Raw genomic sequence first — 18,764 nt, forward strand, 5'->3', positions numbered from 1 at the left:
CCCATGCAACAACTGTTCAACCGCCGCGCCGTGATCACCGGCGCCGGCAGCGGCATCGGTGCCGCCATCGCGCGGGCTTATGCCGCGCAAGGCGCGCGCCTGGTGTTGGCAGATCGCGATGCGGAACGCTTGTCCGCCACCGCAAACGACTGTCGCGCGCTGGCGGTCGAGGTGTACGAGTGCGTGGCCGATGTCGGCACGGTCGAAGGGGCCCAGGCTGGGGTCGATGCGTGCGTCGAGCAGTTCGGCGGTATCGATATCCTGGTCAACAACGCCGGCATGCTGACCCAGGCGCGTTGCACCGAGCTGAGCATCGACATGTGGAACGACATGCTCCGGGTCGACTTGACCAGCGTGTTCATCGCCAGCCAGCGAGCCTTGCCCCACATGCTGGCGCAGCGCTGGGGGCGGATCATCAACGTCGCCTCGCAATTGGGCATCAAGGGCGGGGCCGAGCTCAGCCACTACGCGGCGGCCAAGGCCGGGGTGATCGGCTTTACCAAGTCACTGGCCCTGGAGGTGGCCGCCGACAACGTGCTGGTCAATGCCATCGCCCCCGGGCCGATCGAAACACCGCTGGTGGCCGGCATCAGTGAGCGTTGGAAACAGGCCAAGTCCGCCGAACTGCCTTTGCGACGCTTCGGCCTGGCCACGGAAGTGGCGCCCACCGCCGTGCTGCTGGCCAGTGACCCGGGAGGCAACCTGTTCGTGGGGCAAACCCTGGGCCCGAACGCCGGCGACGTCATGCCATGAAGGAGTGCTGAAGCATGTGTGGCTTGTGCGGCCTATTGGGCGAAGACGTGCATTGGAGCGATCCGCTGGGTGACGGGCTGCCCCGTCGTCGCGAGCGATTGCGGCGGATTTCAGCGATTAATCGTGTATTGGCGCCGTTACGGCTCAAGGTCGAAGATTTCCAGGGCACGGCGTATCTACTGCTGGGCGCCACCGGGCGGCAGGAACTGGCCAGTGGGCTCGACCAATTGTGGAGCCTGGCCGAGTCGATGACGGGCCGCGCGGCGGATCCTCTCGACCCGGTCCTGCTCCAGTCTTTGGAGTCGGCCTCATGAGCATCGCCCTGAACGTCGTGACCGGGTTTCTCGGCAGCGGCAAGACCACCTTGCTCAACCGTCTGCTGCAAGACGAAAGCCTCGGCGACACAGCGCTGCTGATCAATGAGTTCGGTGATATCGGCATCGATCACTTGTTGGTCCAGGAGGTGGCGCCGGACACGGTGCTGTTGCCCAGTGGATGCGTCTGCTGTTCCATCCGCGGCGAGTTGAAAGACGCGTTGCTCGATTTGCTGGCGCGGCGTGACCGGGGCGAGATCCCGGCTTTTCGACGGGTGATCCTGGAGACGACCGGGCTGGCCGATCCGGCGCCGATCCTGGCGACACTCAACAACGACGTGCAATTGCGCGGACGCTTCCATGTCGGTTTGGTGGTGACGCTGGTCGACGCCTGTCACGCCGAGTTGCAGGCGCGCATCCATCCGGAGTGGCTGGCCCAGGTAGCCGCCGCGGACCGCCTGCTGCTGAGCAAGACCGATCAGGCCACTGCGCCGGCTGTCAGCGCGTTGCGTCAGCGGCTGCAAGCGTTGAACCCGGGGGTGCCGCTGCTCGACACCCACGACGTGCTCAGTGGCGATCAATTATTGTTAGGCGAAGGCCTGCGTGGCGCCACGCCTGAAGTCGAGGTGGCCCGTTGGCAATTGCATCGTCCGCACGGCCAGGCCACGCCCCACGGCGAGGCCCAGGTGTGCTGCCTGACCTTCGATCAGCCGCTGGACTGGATCGGCTTCGGGGTCTGGTTGTCGATGCTGCTAAGATGCCACGGCGAACGCATTCTTCGCGTCAAGGGATTGCTCAATGTGAACAGCCTCCAGGCCCCAGTCGTCATCCATGGTGTGCAGCATTGCCTGCACGCGCCGGTGCACTTGCCCAACTGGCCCTGTGCCGAGCGCCAATCGCGCTTGGTATTTATCGTCAGGGGCCTGGACCCGGAGCGGTTACGGCATTCGTTCGATGTCTTCGCCCGTTGTTTCGCCCCGGCGGCTGAGGTGAGTGCCTGATGCCTAGCGGCTCACCTATCACGTTGCGGGTGCTTGGCACCTCCGTCACCTTGCTCGAATCCCTGCGGGTTCGTGCCGAACAGGACCTGGGCATTCGCCTGGTCTATCAGGTCCACAGTGTCGAGCAGGCCCAGCGCATCGCGGTGATGCAACCGGACAGCTACGACCTGTACGACCAGTGGTTTCACAACGTTGATTTCGTCTGGCCGGCGAGAGCGATCCAGCCCATCGACACCCGGCGCATCGCGCTGTGGCACGAGATCAACGACCTGCCCAAGCGCGGCCGGTTGTCTGCCGCGGATCGCCCGGTCAGCGGCAGCGTGCCCAATGAGCGCTTGTACGTGCAACACGACGGCAGCCTGGGCAGCACCGTCAGCGACTGCATCAGCATGTTGCCGTTGACCCACAACGCCGACAGCTTTGCCTATCGCCCGGAACGCTTGCCGACGGGGTTTTCCCGTGACAACGAGAGTTGGGGCTGGCTGCTCGATCCGGCCTGGAGCGGGCGTACCGCGCTGCAAAGCGACGCGGCGATTGGCGCCATCGACGCGGCGCTGGCGATACAGGGCATGGGTTTGGCGTCGTTCAAGGACATCGGCAATCTCAGCATCGAAGAGATCGACAGCCTGGCCGACGTGTTGGTGCGCAAGCAGCGCGAAGGTCATTTCGCGGCGTTCTGGTCGGATGACGAACAGGCGGCGCAACTGATGCTCAGCCCGACCATCGACATCGAGAGCCTTTGGTCCCCGACCCTCATGCGCCTGCATCGGGCCGGGATCAAGTACCGCCTTGCGGTGCCCCGTGAAGGTTATCGCGCCTGGTTCGGTGGGTTGTCGGTGTCACGCCATGCCCGGGGAGCGGTGCTGGATGCCGCCTATGCGTTCCTTAATTGGTGGCTTTCGGGATGGCCCGGCGCGGTCATGGCGCGCCAGGGGTATTACATCAGCAACCCGCCCCGCAGCCGCGATCATTTGAGCGATGCCGAATGGGACTATTGGTACGCCGGCAAACCGGCCCGTGAAGTGTTGCCTGGCAGCGATGGCGAACCGCTGATCGACATCGGCGAAATGCGCGATGGCGGTTCGTATGAGCAACGCATGGGCCATATCGCCGTGTGGAACTCGGTGATGGACGAGCACAACTACCTGGTGCGGCGTTGGGGGGATTTTCTGCGTGCGGCCAACAAAGGCCGCTGAGCATCAAATCCCCTGGCTACGCAACCAGCTCATCAATTGCGGCAACGGCAATGCTCCGCTCTGACGCGCCACTTCCCGGCCTTCCTTGAACAGAATCAGGCTGGGAATCGAGCGGATTCCCAACTGCGCCGACAGTTGCTGGTTGGCCTCGCTGTCGAGCTTGGCCAAGCGGCATTTGCCCGTCAGTTGCGCGGCGGCCTGTTCGAACACCGGGGCGAAGGATTTGCACGGCCCACACCAATTGGCCCAGACGTCCACCAACAACGGCAGGTCGCCCTTGATCTGGCTGGCGTAGTCGCCTTGCTTGAGTTCGAACGGTTTGCTCAATAACACCTGGGCCTTGCAGCGCCCGCACTTGGGCTGGTCGCCCAAGCGTTCGGCGGGTATGCGGTTGAGCCCGTTGCAATGGGGGCAGGGGATCAGCATCAGGTCGGTCTCCCGGAAAATCGTTGGCACAGATTGAGCACTATACATAAACCACCACAAAACCCTGTGGGAGCGAGCTTGCTCGCGAAGGCGGAGGATCAGTCAAAAATGCATCGACTGTCAGACCGCTATCGCGAGCAAGCTCGCTCCCACAGGAGGTGGTGTTGCTGCTTATTTAGCGTTGGTCAGCGTGTTGTAGCTGGTCATCAGGTTGCGGTAGTCCGGGATGTGGTTGGAGAACAAGGTCGCCAGACCTTCCACGTCGTTGCGCCAGTCGCGGTGCAGTTCACAGGCCAGGCCGAACCAGGTCATCAGTTGCGCACCGGAGGACGACATGCGGTCCCAGGCCGATTGACGGGTCAGTTCGTTGAACGTGCCGGAGGCATCGGTGACCACGAACACGTCGAAACCTTCGGCCAGGGCCGACAGTGCCGGGAAGGCTACGCAGACTTCGGTGACCACGCCGGCGATGATCAGTTGCTTCTTGCCGGTGGCCTTGATCGCCTTGACGAAGTCTTCGTTGTCCCAGGCGTTGATCTGGCCAGGGCGAGCGATGTACGGCGCGTCCGGGAACAGCGTCTTGAGCTCCGGCATCAACGGGCCGTTGGGGCCGGTTTCGAAGCTGGTGGTGAGAATGGTCGGCAGTTGGAAGTACTTCGCCAGGTCAGCCAGGGCCAGCACGTTGTTCTTGAAGCGGTCCGGGTCGATGTCGCGGACCAGGGACAGCAGGCCGGCCTGGTGGTCAACCAGCAGAACGGCGGCGTTATCTTTGTCGAGACGGTTGTAGGAAGTGGTCATGGCGTAGTCCTCATTAAGTTTGGTTGCCGAAGGTCGGCGTGGTTAAGGTTTTCAATGTCGGTGTAGCGATTGTTCGGTGACTCATCCGGTCGAAGCGCCCGGCTTCAATCCGTGTTGCGTTTCGATGGGTGTAGATTAAAACTGGCACCTTTGATGCGCTAGACTGCGAAAATTAGCCTTAGCGTTCTATTTGGAGAACGATCATCGAAGACCTCAACACGCTTTACTATTTCACCCAGGTGGTCGAGCACCGTGGGTTCGCCGCTGCGGGCCGGGCGCTGGACATGCCCAAGTCGAAGCTCAGCCGGCGTATCGCCCAGTTGGAAGATCGGCTCGGGGTACGCTTGCTCCATCGCACCAGTCGCCACTGCACGCTGACGGAGATCGGCCAGGCCTATTACCAGCGCTGCCTGGCGATGCGGGTCGAGGCCGAGAGCGCGGCGGAAGTGATCGAGCGCAACCGCTCCGAGCCCCAGGGACTGGTGCGTATCAGTTGCCCGACGGCGCTGCTCAATAGTTGGGTCGGGCCGATGCTGACCCGCTACATGCTCAAGTACCCGCGAGTGGAGTTGTTCATCGAGAGCACCAACCGCCGAGTCGACCTGATCCATGAAGGGTTCGACATCGCCTTGCGGGTGCGCTTTCCGCCCCTGGAGAACACCGACATGGTCATGAAAGTGCTGAGCAACAGCACCCAATGCCTGGTGGGCAGCCCGGCTTACCTTGAGCGCTTGTCTTCACCCGCTTCGCCGGCGGACCTCAACGGCCTGCCGAGCGTGCATTGGGGGGGAGCGCAGCGGGAGTATCAGTGGGAATTATTCGGCCCGGACGGCAGCCGCGCATTGATCCGCCATGAACCGCGCATGGTCACCGACGACCTGCTGGCCCTGCGGCACGCCGTGCTGGCCGGCATCGGCGTCGCCCATTTGCCCACCGTGGTGGTACGTGAAGACATCGCGGCTGGCCGGCTGGTGGAACTGGTGCCGGGCTGGACGCCCAAGTGCGGGATCGTCCACGCAATCTTCGCCTCACGACGCGGGTTGCTGCCGTCGGTGCGTACGCTGATCGATTTTCTGGCCGAGGAGTTCAGTCACAGCGACATGGCGTAGGATCGGGCCCGTTGGTTTATGCGAGTCAGTTAAGCCTCAATCCCGTGGGAGCAAAGCTTGCTCGCGATTGGGGTGAGCAGTCGACTACGCCATTGACGGGGCTGCCGTCATCGCGAGCAAGCTTCGCTCCCACAGGTTTTGTGTCGTTTGATCCTTAACTGACCGGCATTAGCCACCCAGGCTGCCATTCATCAGGTGCGTTGCACTCAACGCCCGCCAGGCCCTCAAAAAAATCACAACGTACCTGTTCGCAACCCGGAGGTCCCATGAGCAATCCTCAAGACCCAGACACCCCACAGGCGGTGGACAACCCCAATGACGACGGCTTCGTCCTTGGCACCGCCGGCCGCGATGAAGACCCCAACGCCGCCCCGGCCTACGCCATCGACCGCCGCCACGACCGGGACGAGCTGACCCCCGAAGACGCCCGCGGCATGCCCGGTTATCCCGAGGAAAAACCACCGGCAAAACCCAAAGAGAAGGGGGTTGAAGAGGCGGAGCCGGGGATCGAGACGCCCGAGCAGGGGAACGATAAGGTTGGGTGAGCAGGACTCATCTCTGCTCACATTTCTTACCGAGACCTAAATCTTTTGGCGACTAGGCTGGAAACCAGCAAGAGCTAACCATTTGTCTAACTGGCGCTATCGCAATTTGCGATGCGCCAGATTTGTGTTTAACTTCCCCATAGCAAAATGCGATAAGGACGTTGCATGCATGTGATCACTGAGAAACGCATTTGGGAGGCCAAGGAGAAATGGCCACATTCAGCGAATGCGTTGGATCAATGGTATCGGCTGATCAAGCGCAATAGCCCGGCTGATTTTGCGGCGATGAAATCCATATTTCCGGCAACCGATAAGGTCGGTCCGCTGCATGTGTTTGACATCGGTGGAAACAAGTTGCGGCTGATTGCGGTGATTCGATACCGAGCACAGCGTCTGTATATCAAATGCGTGCTTGACCATCGGGAATACGACAGAGGCAAGTGGAAGGAGGAAAAGGGATGAGTGCACTGATTGAACAAGTCGCCGCCCATTGGGAGTTTGTGTCGCCCCTGCTGCGAAAACCCAGGAGCGAAGAGGATTATGACCGATTGGCGAGTGCTCTTGATGAGCTGTTGGCGTTGGTGGGCGAAGACGAAACCCATCCTCTCATGAGCCTGGTGGATATCATCGGCGAATGGATTGAGGCATGGGACCAGCAGCACCGGCCAATGCCCAAGGCGAGCGGTGTCGAGGCGCTGCGTTACCTGATGCGTGAACATGGCATGAGCCAGAGCGACTTGCCAGGCGTTGGTACCCAGTCGGTGGTATCGGAGGTATTGAGCGGTAAGCGTCAGCTCAATTTGAGGCAGATCCGCTGGTTGGCCGAGCGCTTCGGTGTATCGGTGGAAACCTTTATTTGATGGCTAGGCACGCTCATTGTGGCGAGGGAGCAAGCTCCCTCGCCACAGGGTTAACCATGCCCCCGAACAGTATGTGTGGGGGCGGGAAGGTGATTTCAGCCGTGGCGCCGCGTTACGACGAGCAACTGATCTCCAGGTGCTTGCCCCACTCCGGCGGACGTTGCGCGTAGCTGTCCATGCCCGGTTGTTCCTCGAACGGTTTGCTCAGCACGGTGTGCAAGCGGCGTACTTCTTCGTAGTCGCCTGATTCGGCGGCGTCGATGGCTTTCTGTGCCAGGTAGTTGCGCAGCACGTACAGCGGGTTGACGGCGTGCATGCGCGCGCGGCGTTGGTCTTGATCGACGGGGCCTTCGCGATTGACGCGGGCGACATACAGTTCGCCCCAGGCGTCGAAGCCCTTGAGGTCGACAAAGTCATCGCGCAGGGTGGCCACGGCTTGCTCGGGCGCCTGGTCGCCCAGTTGGCGGAAGAACAGGCTGTAGTCGACGCCGCTGTTCTGCATCAATTGCAGCAAGCGCTCCACCAGTTTCTGGTCGTCTTCTTCGGCGCGGGTCAGGCCGAGGCGGCGGCGCATCAGGTCCAGGTAATGGGCCTGGTACAGCGGCAAGTACAACCCGAGGGTCTCGCGCAGGGCGTCGACGTTGATGAAGGGTGTCAGGGCCTGGGCCAAGGCGCTGAGGTTCCATTGGCCGATGGGCACCTGGTTGCTGAAGGAGTAACGGCCCTGATCGTCGGAGTGGTTGCAGATGAAGTTGGCATCGAAGTCGTCGAGGAAGGCGAACGGTCCGAAGTCGAAGGTGATGCCCAGGATCGACATGTTGTCGGTGTTCATCACGCCATGGCAGAAACCGTACGCCTGCCATTTGGCAATCAGCTCGGCGTTGCGCTCGACGATTTCGCGGAACATCGCCAGGTACGGCTCCGGCTGCTCGCGGCACTCGGCAAAATGCAGGTTCAACACGTGCTCGGCGAGGGCCGCCTGCAGTTCGGGTTTCTTGGTGTAGTAGAAGTATTCGAAATGCCCGAAGCGCACATGGCTGGGGGCCAGGCGCAGCACCATGGCGGCGCGCTCCTGCTTTTCCCGCCATACCGGGGTGTCCGAGCCGATCACGCACAAGGCCCGGGTGGTGGGAATGCCGAGGGCGTGCAGGGCTTCGGAGGCGAGGAATTCGCGGATCGAGGAACGCAGCACCGCGCGCCCGTCGCCCATCCGTGAGAACGGCGTCTGGCCGGCACCCTTGAGGTGCAGGTCCCAGTGCTCGCCAGCCTCGTTGTACACCTCGCCCAGCAGCAATCCTCGACCGTCGCCCAGTTGTGGGTTGTAGTGGCCGAACTGATGCCCGGAATACACCATCGCCCGTGGCTCGGTTTCGGCCCAGAGCTTGTGGCCGCCAAAGATCTCGGCGAACAGCGGTGCCTGGGCTTGCGCCGGGTCCAGGTCTAGCAACGCCATGGCCGCCGGGCTGGCGACCACCAAGCGTGGATTGTCGATGGGCTCGGGCAGCACGTGGGTCGAGAAACCGTCGCCCAGGCGGGCGAAGCGGTTATCGAAGGTCAGGGTTTCCAGCGTTTTCATGGCCGTCTCCGGCGGGACGCCCACAGGCAACCCGCGATCAGTCGAGTGTGCCTTGCGGCGGCTCAGGCACCGGCTTGATGCTGGCGACAGCCGACGGCACGGGCGTGATGGTCTTTTTGTCGGGCTCGGCAGGCACCAGTTTGTATTCCTGGCCTTGCATGTTCTTCAGATAGATTTCCATCTGCCGGAAGGAGATGTTGATGTGCTCCTTCTTGAATTCCCGATTGATGAAACGGTTGATTTCGTCCAGCACCGGGTTACGGTCACCGAGGTCGCGTACGTGCATGCGCAACTCGTGGTCCAGGGTGCTTTCACCGAAGTTCAGGAAGTACACGATCGGTTCCGGTTCCTTCAGCACCCGTGGGTTCTCGCGGGCGGCCTTGAGCAGCAACTCACGCACCCGGTCCAGGTCCGAGCCGTAGTCCACACCCAGTTTCAGGGTCACCCGGGTGACGGTGTCGGTCAGCGACCAGTTGATCAGTTGCCCGGTGATGAACGTCTTGTTCGGGACGATGATGTCCTTGCGGTCGAAATCGGTGATGGTGGTCGCACGAATGCGGATCTTGCTCACCGTGCCCGACAGGTTGCCGATGGTGATGGTGTCGCCGATGCGCACCGGGCGCTCGAACAGGATCATGATCCCGGAGATGAAGTTGGCGAAGATCTCCTGCATGCCGAAGCCCAGGCCCACCGACAGCGCGGCCACCAGCCATTGCAGTTTGTCCCAGCTCACGCCCAGGGTGGAGAGGGTGGTGACGAAACCGACGCCGGCGATCACATAGGACAGCAGCGTGGTGGTGGCATAGGCACTGCCCTGGGCCAGGTTCAGCTTCGACAGCACGAACACTTCCAGCAGGCCCGGCAGGTTGCGCGCCAGGGCGAAGGTGATGCCGATGATGATCAGCGCCCCGAGCATGTCGCCGATGCTGATGGGCACCATGCTCATGTTGGCGCCGGTGCCGCTGGTGTATTCGTAGAGGGTGATGTTGTCCAGGTACGAGAACACGCTGATCAGGTCCGACCAGACCCAATACAGCGCGGCGATGAAACCACCCAGCAGGGCCAGTCGGATCAGGCGCAGGGACTGTTCGTTGACCTTCTCGATGTCCAGCGTCGGCTCCTCGACCACCGCTTCGCCATCGCCGGCCTCCTTGGCCGCCTGGCGCTTGGCCAGGGCGCGCTGGTAGGCCAGGCGCCGCGCCGCCACCGACAGGCCGCGGACGAAGGTCGCCTCGATCACCAGCCAGAACATCAGCAGGTACAGGGTATTGATCAAGCGGTCGCTGAGTTTCAGCGCGGTGTAGTAGTAGCCAAAGCACACCGCCACGAACAGCGCGATGGGCAGCGCGGTGAACAGCACCCCGACGGCCTTGCGGAACAGCGAAGTGTTCCGGTGCGTCGGGCTGCTGAGCAGCAGGCGGCTGAGCAACCACGCCATCAGCGCGTAGCAGGTCAGCACCACCGGCATGCCGAGCACGTCATCGGCCAGGCTCGCGGGTTGCAACTCGGCCACGGCCACCACGGCCACCAACGCCAGCACCACCAGCCCGAGCCGGCGGATCCAGCCTTGGAGGAATTCGACCTGGGGTTTCTCCCAGCGGAAATGCAACTCGGCCACGCCGCCCGGCGACAACACTCGATAGGCGGTGTAGAACACCAGCCAGGCTTGGCCGATCTGCAGCAGCGCCGCGCCGAGGTTGGCGTTCTGACCGCGGGCGTCGATCTGCAAGGCATAGCCGCAGAGGGTCAGCGCCAGGGCCACCGGCATGGCCAGCAGGATATTGATCAGGATCGCCTGGGGGGTGTGCCACTGGCTGTCGCGCTTGAAGTGGCCAACGTCTTGGTGAACCTTGTTCAGGCGGGCATAGAGATGCTTGCGCCGCCACAGCAGCGCACCGATCAGCAGCGCCAGGGGCAGGAACAGCAGCGGCCGCTGCGTCAGGCCATCGGCCAGCTCGCTGAGGCTGGAGGCCCAGGGCAACGAGTCGATCTGTTTTTCCAGGCGCGTCGGTACGGCACGCATCCATTCGAAATCCAGCGGTTTATTGCTGGGAATCCAGAACATCTGCTCTTCGAGGGTCGCCCGCAGGTTCTGGGCGGTGCTGAGCAGTTGTTTCTGGTTGAGCTGCAAGGTGATCGATTCGTTGAGCACCGCGCTCAATTCGCGGTTCAGCCGTTCCAGCAGGTCGACACGGGTCAGGGCCAGTTCCAGCAAGGTCTTGCGCAGTTGCGGGGTGACTTGTTCCGACGGCTGGGAGGCCAGCAGGCTGTCGACGTAGGCGCTGGGGTTGTTCAGCAGCTCACGTTGCTGGCTGACTTCGAACTGGTACAGGCGGATGTCGGCGATCTGGTCGGCCAGGTTCTGGTCGAGCTTGAGGCGCGGCAAGGTCTGGCGCTGCTTGTAGAGGATCTTGGAGAGCAGCAGGCTGCCCTTGAGCACGCTGATCTGCTCGTCCAGGGCCGCGTCGGTCTGGGTCACGCTGTCCAGCAGTTGCTTGGTCTGCAGGTTCTGTTGGGTGACCTCGTTGAGGCGGTCGGTGCTTTTGAGCAGGTAGTCGGAGAGCTTCAGGTTGGCCGCGCTTTCGGTCGCCAGCAAGCTGCTGCCACCGGCCTTCTGGGCTTCGATGGATTGCTGGGTCACCGTCTCCTGGGATTGGGCCAGGCGCTTCTGGTTGATCAGGTTCTGCAGGTCTTGGATTTCCTGCTCCATGCGGGCGATTTTTTCCATCAGCAGGTCGTGCTGGCCGTTGCCCAGGTCCTGCAGTTGGCTGTTACCGGCCAGTTCCTGGCGGCGCAGCGGGATCAGTGCATTGAGCGCCGCCGACTCGGCGTTGAGCTGGTCGCGTTGCTCGCTGCTCAGGGTCTTGCCGGCGTCCCGGCCGGCCTTGAGGATGGCATTGATCTGCTGGATGCGGGTCTGGCTGCTGGAAATTTCCGCCTGGGCACGCTCGGGACGGGTCTGGGCGGTGATGATCAGGCTGTTGGCGTCGGCCAGGGCTTTTTGCAGATCACCCTGCTGGGTGGAGCGATCCGAGAGCATTTGCTCGAGCTGGGGAATCGGCAGGTTGGCGTAGCGTTGCGCCACCGGCACCACCGTGGTGCCCTTGAGCCGTGCCAGTTCGCGCTGGTTCTCGATGTTCTGCTTGGGCGCGGTGGCCAGTTGCTGCTTGAGCGCCTGCAGCTTCTGTTCGTAGTCGGCCTTGTTGTTGAGCTGGGTCAGCGTGCCCTGCAAGACGGCCTGCAGGGCTTTCTGGTCGGCTTCCGGCAGTTTGCTTTCGGCGATCTTGTCCAGGCTGGCCTGCACCGAAGCGCTGGTGGGAAGATCAGCGGCTTGCAGCGTGCAGATGGAGAGACTCAGGCCCAGCAGGGCGGTGGCGAAAAAGGAGCGCAGGGTAGGCATAGAGACCGGTCAAGCAAATGAGAGTGGGAGCAGTTTAGAGGAACAAGCCGGGGCCCGGGCGACTTCCTTCGGGGAATCTGACGCCCACTTTGCCGATCTTGTTCCCGTCCATGGCCGCGACGGTCCACAGGGTGTTGTTCCAATCCACCTGGTCGCCGACCACTGGTGCGCCGCCTACTTTCTGAGCGATGAAGCGGCCCAGGGACATGTCCGGATCGATGCCGTCCAGCTTCAACCCGTACAGCGCGGCAACCGCGGCCAGCTGGGCGTCTCCTTCGAGTACGAAGTCGCCGAAGAAGCGCAGATCCAGGCCCCGTTGCGGCGCTTGGCTGAACAGTTTTCCAAGGGCCGGCAAATCGTGTTCATGACCGATAACACACAGCAAATCATCGACTTCCAACACCGTACTACCCGACGGATGGAGCAGTTGCTGACCACGAAACAGGGCGGCGATGCGGGTGCCTTCGGGCATTTTCAGGTCCCGCAGGGGCGAGCCGATGCACCATTTTTCCGCGCCCAGGCGATAGATGAACAGCTCCCACTCGCTGGTGACGTGCACTTCCAGCGCGGCCCGGGAAATCGGCAGCGGCTCGGGCGGGACGGTCACGTGCAGCAACTTGGCGACCCACGGCAGGCTCGTGCCCTGTACCAGCAGCGAGACCAGCACGATAAAGAACGCCAGGTTGAAGTAGAGCTGGGCGTGGGGCAGGCCGGCCATCAGCGGGAACACGGCCAGGATGATCGGCACCGCGCCGCGCAGGCCGACCCAGGAAATGAAGGCTTTCTCGCGACCATGGAACGCCTTGAACGGCAGCAGGCCCACCATGACCGACAACGGACGGGCAAACAGGATCATCCACAGCGCCAGGCCCAGGGCCGGCAGGGCGATCGGCAGCAGGTCGTGGGGCGTGACCAGCAGCCCCAGCACCAGGAACATGCCGATCTGGGCCAGCCAGGCCATGCCATCGAGCATGTGCAGGATGCCGTGGCGGCTGCGCACCGGGCGGTTGCCGATCACCAGGCCGCACAGGTACACCGCCAGGAAACCGCTGCCGTGCAGGGCGTTGGTCAGGGCGAACACGGCCAGGCCGCCACTGATGACGAGGATCGGGTAGAGGCCGTTGGCCAGATTGATGCGATTGACCAACTGCAGCATCAGCCAGCCACCGCCCAGGCCGAGTACCGAACCGATGCCGAACTCACGCACCAGGTGCCCGAGCAGGCTCCAGTGCAGGCCGGTTTCACCGCTGGCGAGCATGCCGATCAGGGTGACGGTGAGGAACACCGCCATGGGGTCGTTGCTGCCGGACTCGATCTCGAGGGTGGCGCTGACCCGCTCGTTCAGGCCCTTGCCGCCCAGCAGCGAGAACACCGCCGCGGCATCGGTCGAGCCGACGATGGCACCGATCAACAGGCCCTGGATCAGGTTCAGATTGAACAGCCAGGCCGCCGCCAAGCCGGTCAGCCCGGTGGTGATCAACACACCGACCGTGGCCAGGGACAACGCCGGCCACAGCGCCACGCGGAAACTCGAGACCCGTGTGCGCAAGCCGCCGTCCAGCAGGATGACGGCCAAGGCGAGGTTGCCGACCAGATAAGCCGTGGCGTAGTTATCGAAAAGGATACCGGCGCCGTCGACACCGGCCACCATGCCCACGGCCAGGATGATCACCAGGATCGGGATGCCCAGGCGGGACGAAAGAGAACTGACCAGGATGCTCGCACCTACCAGCAACGCGCCGATCAAGAACAGGCTGTTGATGGTCGCTGCAGTCAAAGGCGTTACTCCGGGAAAACTGAGGGGCGGGCACAGACTGACCATGCAGTCTGCGTGCCAGCGATTCTAACCTGTTGAAATGTGATGCTGTCAAAAAAGGTTGGGAGGGAGGGGAGTTGATCGTTCCCACGCTCTGCGTGGGAATGCCTCAACGGACGCTCCGCGTTTGGCTTTAGGGACGCAGAGCGTCCCCGGCTGCATTCCCACGCGGAGCGTGGGAACGATCATCCGTGGCGAGGGAGCTTGCTCCCGCTCGGCTGCGAAGCAGTCGTCGCTTTTGAGGTCCTGGGGCCGCTTCGCAGCCCAGCGGGAGCAAGCTCCCTCGCCACAAAAGCTGGAGGGTTGATCGCTCACGGTCTGTGGACGATCAACCATTAGTGGGTTACAGGCTGAACCGCCCGACCATGTTGTTCAAGTCCACGGCCAGGCGCGACAGTTCGGCGCTGGCGGCACTGGTCTGGTTGGCGCCGGTGGCAGACTGCACCGACAGGTCGCGGATGTTCACCAGGTTGCGGTCCACTTCACGGGCCACCTGGGCCTGTTCCTCGGCGGCGCTGGCGATCACCAGGTTGCGTTCGTTGATTTCGACGATGGCCGTGTTGATGGTGTCCAGGGACAGGCCGGCGCCACGGGCGATGTTCAGGGTCGACTCGGCGCGCTCGGTGCTGTTGCGCATCGAATCCACGGCGTGTTCGGTGCCGCTCTGGATGCTGCCGATCATGCGTTCGATTTCGCTGGTCGACTGCTGGGTACGGTGGGCCAGGGCGCGAACTTCGTCGGCCACCACGGCAAAACCACGACCGGCCTCACCGGCACGGGCGGCTTCGATGGCGGCGTTCAGAGCCAGCAGGTTGGTCTGGTCGGCCAGGCCGCGGATCACGTCCAGCACTTTGCCAATATCGCGGGACTCATTGGCCAGGTTACCGATCAGCGTGGCGGTGCTTTGTACGTCGGCACTCATGCGTTCGATGGCACCGACGGTTTCCTGCACCAGGTCGCGGCCGTCGCCAGCGGATGTGGTGGCGTGCTTCGACGCCTCCGACGTGCTGACCGCATTGCGTGCGACCTCTTCCACGGCGCTGGTCATCTCGTTGACCGCTGTCGCGGCCTGTTCGATTTCGTTGTTCTGCTGGGTCAGGCCCCGGGCGCTTTCGTCAGTGACGGCGTTGAGCTCTTCGGCCGCCGACGCCAGCTGTGTGGCCGAACCGGAGATCCGTTGCAAGGTATCGCGCAGTTTTTCCTGCATGGTCGACATCGCCCGCAGCAGGCGACCAGCTTCGTCGCTGCCGTCCACGGTGATCGGCCGGGTCAGGTTGCCCTTGGCGATTTCCTCGGCGGCATCCAACGCGTTGGCGATCGGCTTGGTGATGCTGTTGGTCAGCAGCCAGGCGAACAGCAGGGTCAGGCCGGTGGCGATGACCAGCAGGGTGACCACCCAGATGAAAGCGCTTGAATATTGTTGCGCCGCGCCCTTATTGAGCGCCTCGGCTTGCAGGTTGTTGATCTCCAGCAAGCGGCCGATTGCGACATTGATGGCATCGGAGTTGCTCAGCAGTTCAGTGTTGAGCAACGTGCGCAGTTCATCGACCTGATTGTTGCGTGACAGGGTTTTCATGCGCTCTTCGAGTTGGCGGTACTGCCCGAGCAGTTGCCCATACTGATCGTAGGCGGCCCGTTCTTCTGGAGCACTGATGAGCTTTTCGTAGGCGGCCTGGGCCACGCGGATCTGTTGGCCGCGTTGTTCCAACAGATCGTAGGTTTTCTGCTGGATGTCCGGCTCGCGGTTGACCAGCAAGCGATAGGACAAGACGCGCAGGCGCAGGGTGAGTTGGGTGAACTCATCCAGGGCCTTGATACTGGGCACGCTGTTCTGGGCGATGATTTCGCCAGACCCGCGGATTTTGCTCATCTGGGTCAGGGCGAATACCCCAAGGGCCAGCATCAGGGCGCCAATCAAGGCAAACCCCAGGAACGCCCGCGGCGCGATGTTCATATTACGTAGGGACATGGAAAATACCGAAAGAAAATAGAGGCGTCCGTGCGGGGCTGAGACTGCTGTTAGCTGGCTTATCGGTCATGGGCCTGAAGTCTTGAGGCGTTGTGGGCTTTTGTCGCAGGACAAGGCCTGCCACGCGACGAAGGGTAGGAACCCGATGCTTGAATCGCAGTCTCTACAGCTCGCGAGCCAAGCACCGCCACCGTGTAAAGCGTGGCATCGGCGGTGACTTTTCTTTATCGTACGCGCCCCTTGAAAAAGCCTGGAAATCAATATGTTGGAAACATCCCTCAGCCAACTGGAGCAACTGGTCAACGACCTGGTGCAACAGAACCTGCACCTCACCGGCCTGAACGAAACCCTGAGCGCCGAACTTGCCAGGGCCAAGGATGAAAACGAAAGCCTGCAACTGAGCCTGATGGAACAGGAAGAACTGCACGGCGCCACCGCCGCCCGCATCCAGGCCCTGATCGAGCGCGCCAGCGCCGGTCCTGTCAGCGCATGAAGCACGGCGCCGATGGAGTGACGGTTATCTCGATCCTGGGAGAAGACTATTCAATCAAAGCGCCGGCCGGGCAGGAACAGGCCCTGTTGGACGCCGCTTCGATGCTCAAGGCCGCACTGGCCGACACGAAAAGGAAATACCCGACGCTGATTGGTGACCGCCTGCTGGTACTGGCGGCCATGAACCTGTGTTCGCAACAGATCGAAATGCAGAAAAGCCATCAGGCGGAACTCGACCGTTACCAAGAGCAAGTCAGCGCCACGGTCGAGGTGATTGCCAAGACGATCCAGCAGGCCTGAAGTCTTTTAGGACCCAGGGTTGGTGGTGATCTAATGTGGGAGCGGGCTTGCTCGCGAAGGCGGTATGTCAGTCACAATTGATTGGTCTGATCCGCCGCTTTCGCGAGCAAGCCCGCTCCCACAGGATATTTCTGTGGACACAGAGTTGTGTCCACCGCCGATCCACTGTGGGAGCGAGCCTGCTCGCGATTGGATCTCAGCCGCGCCACGAGTCTTGCCTCAGAACCACTCATCCCGCATCCCCAGGCACGTATCATCTCGCGCCTCGAGAATCGCCAGCTCATGGTGGCACCCCGGCACTTCCCAGGTCAGGAAGTAGCGCGCCGCTTGCAGCTTGCCTTTATAGAAGTCGCTGTCCGCGGCATTGCCCCTGGCCAGGCCTTCCTCGGCACGAATCGCCTGTTCCAGCCAACGCCAGCCGATCACCATGTGCCCAAACACTTTCAGGTACAGCGCCGAGTTGGCGAGGCTGCTGTTGACCTTGCCCTGGGCCAGGTCCGTCAGCAGGCCCAGGGTGACGGTTTGCAGGCGCGCCACCAACGCTTCCAGCGGCTGGCGTAATGGCGTCAATGATGGGTGCGTCTGGGCCCGTTCGGTGGTGTCGGCCACCAGGCGGATCAACTGCTTGAGCCCGGCGCCGCCATTCTGCGCCAGCTTTCGCCCCAGCAGGTCCAGGGACTGGATGCCGTGGGTGCCTTCATGGATCGGGTTCAGGCGGTTGTCGCGATAATACTGCTCCACCGGGTATTCGCGGGTGTAGCCGTGACCGCCCAGGATCTGGATCGCCAGTTCGTTGGCTTTCAGGCAGAACTCCGAGGGCCAGGATTTGACGATGGGGGTCAGCAGGTCCAGCAGTTCATGGGCGCGCCGACGTTCGGCTTCGCTGTCCAGGGTGGTGGTGTCGTCGAACAGCCGCGCTGCGTACAAGCCCAGGTCAAACGAACCCTCGACGTAGGCTTTTTGGGTCAAGAGCATGCGGCGCACGTCGGCGTGCTGGATGATCGCCACCGGGGCGGTGGTCGGGTCCTTGCTGTCGGGCACTCGGCCCTGCGGACGTTCGCGGGCGTATTCAAGGGAATACAGGTAGCCGGCGTAACCCAGCATCACCGCACCCATGCCGACGCCGATGCGCGCCTCGTTCATCATCTGGAACATGTAGCTCAGGCCGTGGTGCGGCTTGCCCACGAGGTAACCGACGCATTCGCCGTTGTCACCGAAGTTCAACGCGGTCGACGTGGTGCCGCGCCAGCCCATCTTGTGGAACAGCCCGGCCAGCAGCACGTCGTTACGCGGGCCGAGGCTGCCATCGTCGTTGACCAGGAACTTGGGCACGATAAACAGCGAAATGCCCTTCACGCCTGGCGGCGCGTCCGGCAATTTCGCCAGGACCATGTGCACGATGTTTTCCGACAGCGGATGATCGCCACCGGAGATGAAGATCTTGTTGCCCTTGAGTCGATAGGTGCCATCGGACGCAGGCTCTGCCCGTGTACGAATATCCGACAGCGAAGAACCTGCATGGGGCTCGGTCAGGGCCATGGTGCCGAAGAAGCGGCCGTCGATCATCGGTTGCAGGAAGCGTTGCTTCTGCTCATCGCTGCCGAAGCTTTCGATCAGGTTCGCCGCGCCCATGGTCAGGAACGGGTAAGAGGTCGATGCGGCATTGGCCGACTGGAAGTGTGCGAAGCAAGCCTGGGACAGCAGCGTCGGCAACTGCATGCCTCCGGCGTCGAAGCTGCGCGCAGCATTGAGAAAACCGGCCTCCAGAAAGGCATCCACGGCCGGTTTTACCTCGGGAATCAGGACCGCCTGGCCGTTCTCGTAGCGCGGTTCGTTTTCATCGTTCTTGCGGTTGTGGGGCGCGAAGAATTTTTCGGCGATGCTGCGGGCCGTGCCGAGGGCTGCGTCGAAGGTCTCGCGATTGTGTTCAGCAAACCGCTCGCGCTGGGTCAGGCCCTCGGCATCGAGGACTTCGTACAGCTCGAAAGCCAGATTGCGGGAACTGAGCAGCGTCTCGGACATGGCGGCCTACCTTTTTTTGGAATGGGCCGAGTCTAGGTGCGAGGCAGGAGGGTGAACAGCAAGATTGATTTGGGTGATGGAGTGGCAGAACGCAGGGGGTGATCTGACGCGGATAAAATGTGGGAGCGAGCTTGCTCGCGATAGCGATTTCACACACAACAAAGATGTTGCCTGTCAGGTCGCTATC

At 62.3% G+C, this 18,764-nt stretch carries 17 protein-coding genes; 10 read left to right on the forward strand and 7 right to left on the reverse strand.

Annotated elements, in window-relative coordinates; genetic code table 11:
- Positions 1-3: 3 nt before the first annotated feature.
- Genes BLO80_RS13850 through BLO80_RS13865 form a run of 4 tightly spaced genes read left to right on the forward strand, consistent with a single transcriptional unit; the run spans position 4 to position 3,264 of the window.
- A complete protein-coding gene (locus BLO80_RS13850; protein WP_092328943.1) occupies positions 4-753 on the forward strand; it encodes an SDR family NAD(P)-dependent oxidoreductase in 750 nt (249 codons plus the stop codon).
- Positions 754-767: 14 nt separating this feature from the next.
- Complete coding sequence (locus BLO80_RS13855) at positions 768-1,067, forward strand: hypothetical protein (protein WP_092328945.1); 300 nt, start codon at positions 768-770, stop codon at positions 1,065-1,067.
- Positions 1,064-2,068: a CobW family GTP-binding protein gene (locus BLO80_RS13860; protein WP_092328948.1), complete on the forward strand. Its 1,005-nt coding sequence runs from the start codon at positions 1,064-1,066 to the stop codon at positions 2,066-2,068. Before BLO80_RS13855 ends, BLO80_RS13860 begins: the two co-directional genes overlap by 4 nt.
- A complete protein-coding gene (locus BLO80_RS13865; protein ID WP_092328950.1) occupies positions 2,068-3,264 on the forward strand; it encodes an ABC transporter substrate-binding protein in 1,197 nt (398 codons plus the stop codon). Before BLO80_RS13860 ends, BLO80_RS13865 begins: the two co-directional genes overlap by 1 nt.
- 3 nt (positions 3,265-3,267) lie before the next feature.
- On the opposite strand, the gene trxC is transcribed toward BLO80_RS13865, so the two are convergent.
- Positions 3,268-3,690: a thioredoxin TrxC gene (trxC, locus tag BLO80_RS13870; protein WP_092328953.1), complete on the reverse strand. Its 423-nt coding sequence runs from the start codon at positions 3,688-3,690 to the stop codon at positions 3,268-3,270.
- Between the two features lie 171 nt (positions 3,691-3,861).
- On the reverse strand, positions 3,862-4,488 hold the full coding sequence (ycaC, locus tag BLO80_RS13875; protein WP_025211469.1) for an isochorismate family cysteine hydrolase YcaC: 627 nt from the start codon (positions 4,486-4,488) through the stop codon (positions 3,862-3,864).
- 203 nt (positions 4,489-4,691) lie between these two features.
- Here ycaC and BLO80_RS13880 point away from each other — a divergent pair, with 203 nt between their 5' ends.
- The 4 genes from BLO80_RS13880 (at position 4,692) to BLO80_RS13895 (ending at position 7,002) form a co-directional block, all read left to right on the forward strand.
- Positions 4,692-5,597 (forward strand): LysR family transcriptional regulator, encoded by a 906-nt coding sequence (locus BLO80_RS13880; protein WP_218130103.1) that lies wholly within the window; start codon positions 4,692-4,694, stop codon positions 5,595-5,597.
- Positions 5,598-5,863: 266 nt separating this feature from the next.
- Positions 5,864-6,142 carry a hypothetical protein gene (locus BLO80_RS13885; protein WP_092328956.1) on the forward strand — a complete coding sequence of 93 codons (279 nt, stop codon included), beginning with the start codon at positions 5,864-5,866 and terminating at the stop codon, positions 6,140-6,142.
- A gap of 165 nt (positions 6,143-6,307) precedes the next feature.
- On the forward strand, positions 6,308-6,604 hold the full coding sequence (locus tag BLO80_RS13890) for a type II toxin-antitoxin system HigB family toxin (RefSeq protein WP_053117759.1): 297 nt from the start codon (positions 6,308-6,310) through the stop codon (positions 6,602-6,604).
- Positions 6,601-7,002, forward strand: a complete 402-nt coding sequence (locus tag BLO80_RS13895; protein WP_092253088.1) for a helix-turn-helix domain-containing protein — start codon at positions 6,601-6,603, stop codon at positions 7,000-7,002. The genes BLO80_RS13890 and BLO80_RS13895 overlap by 4 nt, the downstream gene beginning before the upstream one ends.
- Positions 7,003-7,114: 112 nt before the next feature.
- On the opposite strand, the gene selO is transcribed toward BLO80_RS13895, so the two are convergent.
- The 4 genes from selO to BLO80_RS13915 form a co-directional block, all read right to left on the reverse strand.
- Positions 7,115-8,578, reverse strand: coding sequence for a protein adenylyltransferase SelO (selO, locus tag BLO80_RS13900; RefSeq protein ID WP_092328958.1), 1,464 nt, complete (start codon positions 8,576-8,578; stop codon positions 7,115-7,117).
- A gap of 37 nt (positions 8,579-8,615) precedes the next feature.
- Entirely contained in the window at positions 8,616-11,978 is a 3,363-nt protein-coding gene (gene mscK / locus BLO80_RS13905; protein WP_092328961.1) for a mechanosensitive channel MscK, read from the reverse strand.
- 34 nt (positions 11,979-12,012) lie between these two features.
- Positions 12,013-13,755, reverse strand: a complete 1,743-nt coding sequence (locus BLO80_RS13910; protein ID WP_092203455.1) for a potassium/proton antiporter — start codon at positions 13,753-13,755, stop codon at positions 12,013-12,015.
- 382 nt (positions 13,756-14,137) lie between these two features.
- A complete protein-coding gene (locus BLO80_RS13915; RefSeq protein ID WP_092328963.1) occupies positions 14,138-15,763 on the reverse strand; it encodes a methyl-accepting chemotaxis protein in 1,626 nt (541 codons plus the stop codon).
- Positions 15,764-16,025: 262 nt separating this feature from the next.
- Between BLO80_RS13915 and BLO80_RS13920 the strand changes: the two genes are divergently transcribed.
- Positions 16,026-16,256, forward strand: a complete 231-nt coding sequence (locus BLO80_RS13920) for a hypothetical protein (protein ID WP_053117769.1) — start codon at positions 16,026-16,028, stop codon at positions 16,254-16,256.
- Entirely contained in the window at positions 16,253-16,555 is a 303-nt protein-coding gene (locus BLO80_RS13925) for a cell division protein ZapA (RefSeq protein ID WP_060739489.1), read from the forward strand. Before BLO80_RS13920 ends, BLO80_RS13925 begins: the two co-directional genes overlap by 4 nt.
- A 219-nt stretch (positions 16,556-16,774) precedes the next feature.
- Here BLO80_RS13925 and BLO80_RS13930 read toward each other — a convergent pair whose 3' ends face one another.
- Positions 16,775-18,577 carry an acyl-CoA dehydrogenase gene (locus BLO80_RS13930; protein WP_092328966.1) on the reverse strand — a complete coding sequence of 601 codons (1,803 nt, stop codon included), beginning with the start codon at positions 18,575-18,577 and terminating at the stop codon, positions 16,775-16,777.
- Between the last annotated feature and the right edge of the window lie 187 nt (positions 18,578-18,764).

Source organism: Pseudomonas sp. NFACC56-3 (assembly GCF_900100025.1).
Lineage (GTDB): Bacteria > Pseudomonadota > Gammaproteobacteria > Pseudomonadales > Pseudomonadaceae > Aquipseudomonas > Aquipseudomonas fluorescens_AA.